The sequence below is a fragment of the Arcicella rigui genome, assembly GCF_034929435.1.
Lineage (GTDB): Bacteria > Bacteroidota > Bacteroidia > Cytophagales > Spirosomataceae > Arcicella > Arcicella rigui.
The window spans coordinates 107,063-117,427 of record NZ_JAYFUM010000027.1 but is presented as its reverse complement, the minus strand read 5'-3'; the positions used below and the strand labels follow the sequence as shown (position 1 = coordinate 117,427).

Here is a 10,365-nt window from a genome sequence, read left to right as displayed (position 1 = left end):
GATAGTTATAGGTCTTTGTTAAATCGATTTGATACAACTCTTTCAAGTTGGATGGGATTTAACTTTATAGCTTTTATTATCATGGCAATTAAGAAAATTAAAAAGTCAAGATGACTTCAGTTTATAGAAATTTAAATCAAGTAAAAAAATATCCTTTTCTCCTTTTACTAAAAAGCGTATCAAAAAAGTAGTTTGGGCTACTGTTGATGTATTGATAAATTTCAAAAACAAACCCTATATTCATGGAAAACACTATTGGTAAGTATCGCTGGCAAATTGTTGCTTTACTGTTTTTTGCCACCACTATCAATTACCTCGACCGACAAGTGATTGGTCTTTTGAAACCCACTTTAGAAAAAGAATTTAACTGGACAGAAACAGATTATAGTAGCATTGTGGTTGCGTTTCAGGCTGCCTATGCACTTAGTTTAATGGCCTTTGGAGGAATTATTGACAAAATTGGTACAAAATTAGGTTATTCAATCTCTATTGTTGCTTGGAGTTTGGCGGCTATTGCTCATGCTTTTGCCAAAAGTACTTTTGGTTTTGGGGTTGCCAGAGCCGCTTTAGGTTTGGGCGAAGCTGGAAACTTCCCTGCGGCAATTAAAGCTACTGCCGAATGGTTTCCTAAAAAAGAAAGAGCTTTAGCAACAGGTATTTTTAATTCTGGAGCAAATATCGGTGCGGTAGTTGCCCCCGTAATGGTTCCTTGGATTTTAGGTGAATACGGTTGGGAAATGGCTTTTATCGTTACCGGTGGAATCGGTTTTATTTGGTTGATTTTCTGGTGGATTTATTATGAAGTACCTGCCAAACATAAGAAACTTCAAAAAGCTGAATACGACTATATTCACAGTGATGTAGAGCCAGAAAATGCCAACGAAAAACCTGTGGCTTGGTTGAAATTATTCGGTATTCGTCAGACTTACGCTTTCGTTTTTGGAAAAATGCTTACCGACCCAATCTGGTGGTTTTTCCTTTTCTGGTTGCCTTCTTATTTTTCATCTACTTTCAATTTAGATTTGAAAAAGCCAAGTTTACCTTTGATTTTGGTCTATACTGCTACAACGATTGGTAGTATCGGCGGAGGTTACTTGTCTGGATATTTCATCAAAAAAGGTTGGGCTATTCCGAAAGCAAGAAAAGTATCCATGTTTATTTTCGCTATTTGTGTTGTGCCAATTATGGCGGCTCGTTATGCCACCAACATTTGGGAAGCTGTGGCATTAATCAGCCTTGCAGCGGCGGCTCACCAAGCTTGGAGTGCCAATATTTATACCGTAGCATCAGATATGTTTCCTAAAAAAGCCATTAGTTCAGTTATCGGTATTGGTGGTATGGCAGGTTCTGTCGGCGGTATGATTTTCCCTTTGATTGTAGGTTCGCTCTTAGATTCTTACAAAGCTGCTGGTAACATCAACGCAGGGTACAACATTATTTTCTTGTTGTGTGGTAGTGCCTACATTTTAGCTTGGGGAATCATGCACTTCTTTGCTCCTAAAAACGAACAGGTTGATATTTAATAAAGATGAATTTGGTCTGTGGAAATAGACCCTCAAAACTGTGGTTTGCGTTTTCGCAAACCACATTCTTCAAAGCACAATTTTCATCCAATGCAAAAACAATTTTTCTCTAAAATCTCCCAAAAATGTACATTGTTTTTGGGTCTTTGTTTGCTTTCTGCCAATCTGAGTTTTGCCCAAATTAAGTGGTCGGAACGCATGGCAGATATTATGATGAATGTTCATAAAGATTCTATTACTTACAAAGAAGAAGGTAAGTATGCCCGTTGGGACTACGAGCAGGCGATTATCCTAAAAGCCATAGAACGAGTTTGGTACAAAACTGGCGATGCCAAGTATTACCGTTTTATTCTGAACAATTTGGATGCTTATGTAAACGACAAAGGCGAAATTAAATCTTATGATTTCGATAAATTTAATTCAGATAACATTACTGGCGGAAGACTTTTATTGATGCTTTACCGTGAGTCGGGCAAAGAGAAATTCAAATTAGCTGCTGATTTACTTCGCAAGCAATTGTCTCAGCATCCACGCACCAACGAAGGTGGTTTTTGGCACAAGAAAATTTATCCCAATCAGATGTGGTTAGATGGTCTGTACATGGTAGAGCCTTTTTATGCCGAGTACAGCAAAGCATTTAATCAACCCGAAAATTTTGATGACATTGCCAACCAATTTATTTGGATGGAAAAACACGCACGAAATCCACAAACTGGTTTATTACACCATGGTTGGGACGAAAGCCGTGAGCAAAAATGGGCAGACAAAACCACAGGGAAATCGCCCAATATTTGGGGAAGAGCTATGGGTTGGTATGTAATGGCTTTGTTGGATGTGTTGGATACTTTCCCGAAAAATCATCCAAAACGTGCTGAATTAGTCGCTATTTATCAAAGATTAGTGCCTGCTATTGTGAAGTATCAAGACCCAAAAGAAGGTTGCTGGTATCAGGTAGTGGACAAAATAGGAGCGAAGGGCAATTACTTAGAAGCCTCTGGTTCGTCGATGTTGGTCTATGGTTTAGCCAAAGGAGTACGCATGGGCTATATTGACAAATCGTACTTTAAATATGCACAAAAAGGTTATCAAGGCATTTTGAAAAACTTTATTTCTACTGATAGCAAAGGAATCAATCACCTCGAAAAAGTAGTATTAGTAAGTGGCTTGGGCGGAAATCCTTATCGTGATGGAAGCTATGAGTATTACCTCAGCGAAAAAATTCGCCAAGATGATTTAAAAGGAGTAGCTCCATTTATCATGGCAAGCGTTGAAATGGAAATTGCCGAAGACTTAGGCATCGGCAAAGGCGTAAAAGTAGGTTTGGATAATTATTTCAATCACGAATTCAGAACTTCTAAAGAAGGCGTAAAAGAACCTTTCCATTATACTTGGGAAGATGGCAAAGATTCAGGTTTTTCTTTATTAGCCAGTATTTTTGAAAATTACGGAGCTACGCTAAGTACCATTCCAACCGCACCAAGAGCCAATACTTTGAAAGGGGTAGATGTATATATCATCGTTGACCCTGATACTAAAAAAGAAACTGAAAATCCCAATTATGTGGATGCTCAGGATATTGCGGCTATTGAAAAGTGGGTAAAAGCCGGTGGCGTATTGGTAATGATGGCAAATGATTCTGCCAATGCTGAATTGCCTCATTTCAATAAATTGGCAGAGCGATTTGGCATTCAGTTTACAGGAAAAAGTATCAATATGGTAAAAAACAATGTCTATGAACAAGGCAAAGTAATGATACCTGCCAATCACGAAATTTTCAAGGATGTCAAGAAAATTTTTGTGAAAGAATTGTCAGTACTTTCTGTGAAAGCTCCTGCTCGTACTATTATTTCAGAAGGTGGCGATAATATTATGGCAGTTGCCCAAGTAGGAAAAGGAACAGTGTTTGCCCTCGGTGACCCGTGGATTTATAATGAGTACTTGAATGGAAAACGCTTGCCGATGGAATTTGAAAACTTTCAAGCAGCCAAAAACTGGGCAGCTTGGTTATTGACAAAAGCTAAAAAGAAATAAACCTTTCAAAATACAAAATTGCTATGAAAAAAATATTGATGATTGCTGCCATCTTTTTGGCATCATTGAGTTTCTCGAAGGCACAGTCTGCCGAAGAAACAAAAGTAGCTAATGTGGTAGAAGCATACAGAAAAGCGATGATTGATGCCGACAAAAATGTGTTGGAAAAGATTGTTGACGACCAACTGAGCTACGGACATTCGGGCGGAAATATTGAAACTAAAGCCCATTTAATTGAAACATTATTGAACGGTGACTCTGATTTTAAGACAATGGATGTTTCTGAACAAAGTATTCAAGTAGTTGGAAAAACAGCCATTGTACGTCATAAGATTTTTGCAGAAACCAACAACCGTGGTGTACCTGCCACAGTGAAATTAAGCGTTTTGTTGGTGTTTCATAAAGTAAAAGGCGATTGGAAACTTTTGGCTCGCCAAGCGGTAAAAATCCCATAATTGCCCAAAAATTGTATTTAAAAATAAAAGGTTCGGATAATTTCCGAGCCTTTTTCTTTTATCGTTCAAATGATTCAGAATAAGTTATGACTTTTGGTATCTTATTTGTTTTTTTGCATTACTTATTAGTTATCGTTGCATAACAACTGAATAGATGTACACTCTGAGGGATGCAAAAAAACACCTTTAGTCTATCATCTATTCTAAGTAAAAGCCCTAACAACTCCGTCTCAGAATAGCGATTATGAACAAACTTTCTTATACGATAATTCTTGTAGGTGTCTTTATTGCCTTTTTTTCTGGGCAAGCTTTGGCACAGAGCAAGTTGAAAGCGGCAAATCGTGAATTTGAACAAATGGCTTATCTCGATGCCGTAAAACTTTATGAGGAGTTTTTACATGATACCAGAGATAAAAACGAAAGCTACAACAGCCAACAATTGCTAAAAAACCTTGGTTTTTCGTACCGAAAAATTCAGGATACTCGAAATGCCGAAAGGGTATTTGGCAAATTGCTCAGAGATTTTCCCGAAGTAGAAAGCGAATACTATCTATATTACGCACAGGCATTAGCTGCCAACCAAAAGTACCGTGAATCCCAAAAATACTTTGCCATTTATGGCGACAAACAGAAGGAAGATTTAAGAGGAAAACGCTTTACGGTTTCTTATATGGACATGAATCATTTCTACCGAGATTCATCTTCTTACAAAGTAGAGTACCTTTCTATCAATTCTCGCCAAGCAGATTTTAGTCCAGCTTATTACAAAGGCGGATTGGTTTTTTGTTCTGCTCGTGACGAAGGCGGAGGCATCAAAAGAGTATTTGCATGGAATCAAACCCCTTTTTTGAATTTATATTTTGCTCCAGATACTTCTTTGCTTAATCCTAAAACGGGTTTGCAAGTAGCTTCATCTTTGGGAGGGATGTCGGCAAGTAATGCCGAAGTAGCCCCACAAGAAGCTCCTCAAAGTAAAATTGAAGAGTTTAGCAGAACCCTGAATACCAAGTATCACGAAGGTCCACTTACGTTTTTTAACGATGGGAAAAAAGTTGTTTTTACTCGAAACAACTACAACAAAGGACGTGCAAGGGTTTCAAAAGATGGTACAAACCGTTTAAAATTGTATTCTGCCTCTTTGACCAAACAAAATTGGGGCGATGTAAAAGAATTGCCTTTTAATTCAAATGAATATTCTTGTGGACATCCAGCCCTAACGCCCGATAATACCAAAATGTACTTTGTTTCGGATATGCCGGGAGGCTTTGGCGGAACAGATGTTTATGTAGTGACCTACAACAATGGAGCTTGGGGTGTACCTGTCAATCTTGGCAGAGAAATCAATACCGAAGGAAATGAAATGTTTCCTTTTGTAGATGAAAACGGAAATCTTTACTTCGCTTCCGACGGACATGAAGGTTTGGGTGGACTTGATATTTTCTTTGCTAAACTCAAAGACGGAAATCTGGAAGGTTCTGTTGTGAATGTTGGAGCTCCGCTCAATTCAGAAAAAGATGATTTTGGTTTAATTACCGACGGTCAGCGTCAGTCGGGTTACTTTTCTTCAAATCGTAAAAAAGGCGTACACGACGATAATATTTATAGTTTTCATAAAGAGTGCCATCCGCTCAATCTTATCGTTACAGATGCCCTTACAAAGGCTGTTATAGAAAGTGCCGATGTAAGAACTGTCCTCAATGGCGAAAACCAAGAACTGAAAGTAACCAACACAATGGGTTTAGTTTCGATTTGCTTACAGTCACAGTCAGAATATGAGTTTAAAGTATTCAAAGAAGGCTATCAAGTAAAATCAATGAATTATTCAACCAGTAGCTTAACCGACAACAGTACAACTTTGCAGATTGAACTTACCAAATCAAATACTTCGGTACTCACGGGAGTCATTAGGTCGGAAGTAAACAAAAAACCTATTTCGGGTGTAAAAGTAGTTCTTGAAAACGAAAAAGATAAAACCAAACAAGTAGTAGTAACGGGCAAAGATGGCGGTTATGAATTTGAAGTAAAACCCGAAACGCCTCATAGCCTAATTGCTGAAAAAGATAATTACGCAACCAACAAAGAAGCAATTCCGAATGTAGATAAAACGCCTGCCAAGTATCAATCAGAACAAGGAATGTTCCGACAAGGCGATGTGGTGAAACTCAATAATATTTATTATGATTTTGATAAATACGTACTTCGTAAAGACGCTACGCTTGAATTGGAAAGAACAGTAATTCCAGTTTTGAAAAAATATCCAGCAATCAAAATAGAAATTCGTTCGCATACTGATTCACGTGCCAGTGCTTCCTACAACCTTACTTTATCCGAACAAAGAGCCAAGTCGGTTGTGAAATATTTATTGAACAAAGGCGTTGACCCAGCCCGTTTGGTCTATAAAGGTTATGGCGAAACAGAACCTATTAACGAATGCGAAGATGGCGTTGAATGTAGCGAAGACCAACATCAAGAAAATAGAAGAACAGAATTTAAGATATTAACGGTGAAGTAACACGGGCTTTCCAAGCCGTCCGTTCATCTGACAGACGGCTTGGAAAGCCGTGTTACTTTTTCAAATAGGCAATTAATACTTTTCTAATATCATTACGGATGTCGTTGGTATCTTTATCATCTGGTTCAATGATGTTTTTTACTTCGAGGTTTTGAGCGGTCAAATAGCCAAAATTGGTTTCTTTTCCTTCTATCAAAAACTTCGGCATCATTACTTGATACTCTTTATTTACGTCCAAAGCTTTGCCATCAATCAACCATTGTTTCGTTCCAGCATCCTGACTGATTTTATCCCACTGCAAATAACCGCCATTGCCTTTGTTTTGTAAACCTGTGTCTAAAATTTTAGCCAGCAAACTTCCTTGTAATTTTACTTCCACAATTTTACCGCCAAAAGGCAAGACACGCATAATATCCAATTGCGTAATTGCACCTACCAATTGATCGTCAATTCTTACAGAACCGCTATTGAAAATCGAGCAATCCACGGGTTGAGTAGCGGCGGCAGTCATCGCTTTAGCGATTAAATCGCCCAAGTTTGTATGGCTATTTCGCATGGTACTTTCTCTACCATCCAAAGGGATTTTTACCGTAGTCACCACATCATTTTTATTCAAACCAGCCTTAATCATTGCCGCATCCAGAATATCTTCCCATTTTTTCACCACTACGGCTACTTCGGCATCATCTTTAATCTGCTCGTTGATGGCACGTAATTCACTCTTCATCGTCAGAGCTTTCGTTTTTGTATCAAAAGTCAAACGGTGAATATAAGCAGTTTTGGCATTGGCATCGGCTTTGGCAATTACTACGTTTCCTTCTTTGAAAAGCATATTGTCGTGGTCGTGTCCGCCCATCAAAAGCTTTACTTCTGGCAACATTTTCGCCAATTTAGCATCATCTACTTTGTTGAGATGCGTAATGGCAACCACAAAATCGCACTGAGGTTTCAAGCTTTCATAAGCCTTTTTTGAGGCTTCAAAGAAATCATCATAATGCACAAAATCTTTTTGGTTAGAAGGCAAAACCACCGAAAACATACCAACTTTTACGGCATTACCAGAAGTATTTCTAAAGGTAAGAACAGCCATAGTTGGAAATGGAAGGCTTTTCCCATCAACATTTTTCGCAAAAGGCGAAAGCGTTCCTTTGTTATTTTGCAAAGCATTACTTGCCAACCACATAAATTTCGATTCGTCGATTCTTCTTTGTAAATCGGCTTCATCAATATCAAATTCGTGGTTGCCCAAACCAACCCAATCAAAACCCACGGCATTCATCGCTTCCACCATTTGGCGACCTTTGATACTTTTACCTTCATATTTGAAAGTAGCAATCAAAGAAGGATTCAAAAAATCACCTGAAAGTAACGTAACAGTATTCCGATTTTCCTGCAATAATTCCTTTCTGACCGTAGCCACACGAGCCATACCGCCTACTTTTCCACCTTCCAAAGGCGAAATTTCATAGACATCATTCAAATGCAAAAAAGTAATATTAACAACATTCTCAGAAGATTGCTTAGAAGTACTTTGAGAAGTTTTGCAAGCAGTAAAAATACTGGTAGCAAGTACGAGTAAGAGTAATATTTTTTTCATGGTTTAACCTCGGTCTGGTTAAATAGTTTTGCTAATATGCTTTTAAGTTTTTGAGTGGTTACTTTACAGGCTTTTTGAGATTATCTTTTGAGTAAGTTGTTTAAAATCTACATAACATCTACTTACTGACTGTAAATGAGCACCAATAGCTCCGTCAACTGGTTTTAATAAAAATATAGGTTTATGGGCTTCCATTGACATTGGAGCTAAACTATGATAATGCTTTAATAATGCCAGTCTATCAACATCATCTTGTTGAGAATTATTAGTACCATTAACATATTGTTCATAAACCAAAGGAATTTTATCTGCCCACTTTAGATAGGATTTTACTGGACGACTATCTTTGGCAGAATATTGCATTACAATATACCCTATTGGTTGCATACGTCCATTGGGTATTGAAGATATATCTGCTTTACGATATTCTTGTTTTCTTTTGTCCCATTGCCACCGCCATTCTTTTAATGTATCTCCCAAGTTTTTAATTCCTTGGAGTGAAAACAAATCTGGTGCTACTGGTATAACAATATTGTCAGTGGTTATTAGTATTGAACGATTCATCGCACCTAAGTTTGGACCAACATCAATCAAGACAAAATCTGCTTGAATTCTTTCAGATGCATCATTAATCATTGTTTTAAACACAGAAGTCACTTTGAACGCAAATGAATCTCCTCCTAAACATTTAGACCAAGCATCACTTAATTTATCTTCAAAAGAGGATAAAGCTAAATTGCCCACTAATAATGAAATATTGTGATTTATGCTTTCAATATAAACAGGCTTGTAAGGTTCTCCTTCACTTATTGGAGCAATTGAATCTAAAATTGTATTTCCATTTTCTTCAAGTATCAGTTCTTCCATGCGTTCATTTGGCAAAAACATTGAAGATAAATTACACTGTGGGTCAAGGTCTACTGCTAATACTTTAAGCCCCAATTCTGACATCATCCAAGCAATATGATAAACTGTTGTAGTTTTTCCTACACCACCTTTATTATTGAAAAATATTATTGTTTTCATCGTAACTCTTTTTTATAAATTACCACGCTAAAGTGTAATGGCAAGTTATAAGTAAAAATTGGTTCAGGATTACCATTTTGCTTTAATTCAGACTTAGCAGTATCTACACCTCTATTAAATTTATTCACATAGCCTAAAACTTTTAGTGCTTCTGCTAAAATTGGATTTCGATAATCATTTTGCGAAGGAAAATTATCTGGGGTAGCAGCACCATATAACCCACCTGGATTTGTGATTTCTATTCTATCAGTAAATTCATAAAACTTTACAGGAGCATTTGATTCATAATTTCGATGCATAATAGCATTATTTAGTAATTCTCTAATAGCCTTAAATGGATACATTCTTTGAACTTCTTCTTTTAAAGCAGAAATATAAACCGATTTGAACTCTATGTTGTTTTTTACAAAATCATCTAATTGTCGCATGACTGAAATCAAATCACCAACAAATTCTTTCTCATTCAAAATTTCTGAATCCATTCCTATTCCAGAAAATTTTACATACTGAACATAAGCACCCATAAAGTAATACTTAGCATTGTCACACAATAAAATTATTCCACCGTTGGTTGGGCTGTCATAGGGTAAATCATATAAGCGGAGTGATGCTAATTGACTTTTAATTTCCCGATGATTTTTAGCTAATGTTTCAGAATCTATGGCATTTGGCAAATAGGTGAATTTAAATAAATCAAGATTTAAGTCTTCTAATTTACTACCAGCGCATGGTAAAGCATCAAAAGTTTTTGCACTTGAGGTTCTTCTTTCAGATAATATTCTTTCTTCTGCTTCAGTTGCAATCGCTTTTCTTGGTCCGTTTCTTATCCATACTCTACCTTTATATCTTACTGGGGGAAATAAACTTGGTAAAACCTCTACGACGGCAATCGCTTGTCCATCTACTTCATAGCGTTGAACAATTAATGCAGGTTTAGGCAATACATTTCCATCATCTCTAATCGCAGCTAAATTTTTTAATACATTATCGGTTATGAGACTCCCAACAGGTATTCCTGTTTTGTCATCTACTCCGATAATCAGATACCCATTTTGCTTATTATTAGGAAAATCATTAGAAAAAGCACAAATTGCCTCGCAAAATTTATCTGTATTATTTATTGATACTGTTCTTTCTATTCGGTCAGACTCCATATCTGCGAGTAAAATACCTAATTCGTTTTTTGATAACATACCTAATTCTTTTGAGTAAACCTTTATT

The 10,365-nt window shown here is 37.0% G+C and carries 7 protein-coding genes; 4 read left to right on the top strand and 3 right to left on the bottom strand.

Annotated features, from left to right (window positions below):
• Positions 1-242 precede the first annotated feature (242 nt).
• From VB248_RS20105 to VB248_RS20090, 4 genes are all read left to right on the top strand, one after another.
• The gene (locus VB248_RS20105; protein WP_323298626.1) at positions 243-1,523 is read left to right on the top strand and encodes an MFS transporter; all 1,281 of its coding nucleotides are present in this window, start codon (positions 243-245) and stop codon (positions 1,521-1,523) included.
• Positions 1,524-1,613: 90 nt separating this feature from the next.
• Positions 1,614-3,554, top strand: coding sequence for a glycoside hydrolase family 88 protein (locus VB248_RS20100; RefSeq protein WP_323298625.1), 1,941 nt, complete (start codon positions 1,614-1,616; stop codon positions 3,552-3,554).
• 23 nt (positions 3,555-3,577) lie between these two features.
• On the top strand, positions 3,578-4,009 hold the full coding sequence (locus VB248_RS20095) for a nuclear transport factor 2 family protein (RefSeq protein ID WP_323298624.1): 432 nt from the start codon (positions 3,578-3,580) through the stop codon (positions 4,007-4,009).
• Positions 4,010-4,253: 244 nt separating this feature from the next.
• Entirely contained in the window at positions 4,254-6,521 is a 2,268-nt protein-coding gene (locus VB248_RS20090; protein WP_323298623.1) for an OmpA family protein, read from the top strand.
• Positions 6,522-6,573: 52 nt separating this feature from the next.
• Here VB248_RS20090 and VB248_RS20085 read toward each other — a convergent pair whose 3' ends face one another.
• The 3 genes from VB248_RS20085 to VB248_RS20075 form a co-directional block, all read right to left on the bottom strand.
• Positions 6,574-8,118 (bottom strand): bifunctional metallophosphatase/5'-nucleotidase, encoded by a 1,545-nt coding sequence (locus tag VB248_RS20085; protein ID WP_323298622.1) that lies wholly within the window; start codon positions 8,116-8,118, stop codon positions 6,574-6,576.
• A 63-nt stretch (positions 8,119-8,181) separates the two neighbouring features.
• Positions 8,182-9,144 (bottom strand): ParA family protein, encoded by a 963-nt coding sequence (locus VB248_RS20080; protein ID WP_323298621.1) that lies wholly within the window; start codon positions 9,142-9,144, stop codon positions 8,182-8,184.
• Positions 9,141-10,337: an RNA-binding domain-containing protein gene (locus tag VB248_RS20075; RefSeq protein WP_323298620.1), complete on the bottom strand. Its 1,197-nt coding sequence runs from the start codon at positions 10,335-10,337 to the stop codon at positions 9,141-9,143. Before VB248_RS20075 ends, VB248_RS20080 begins: the two co-directional genes overlap by 4 nt.
• Positions 10,338-10,365: the final 28 nt, after the last annotated feature.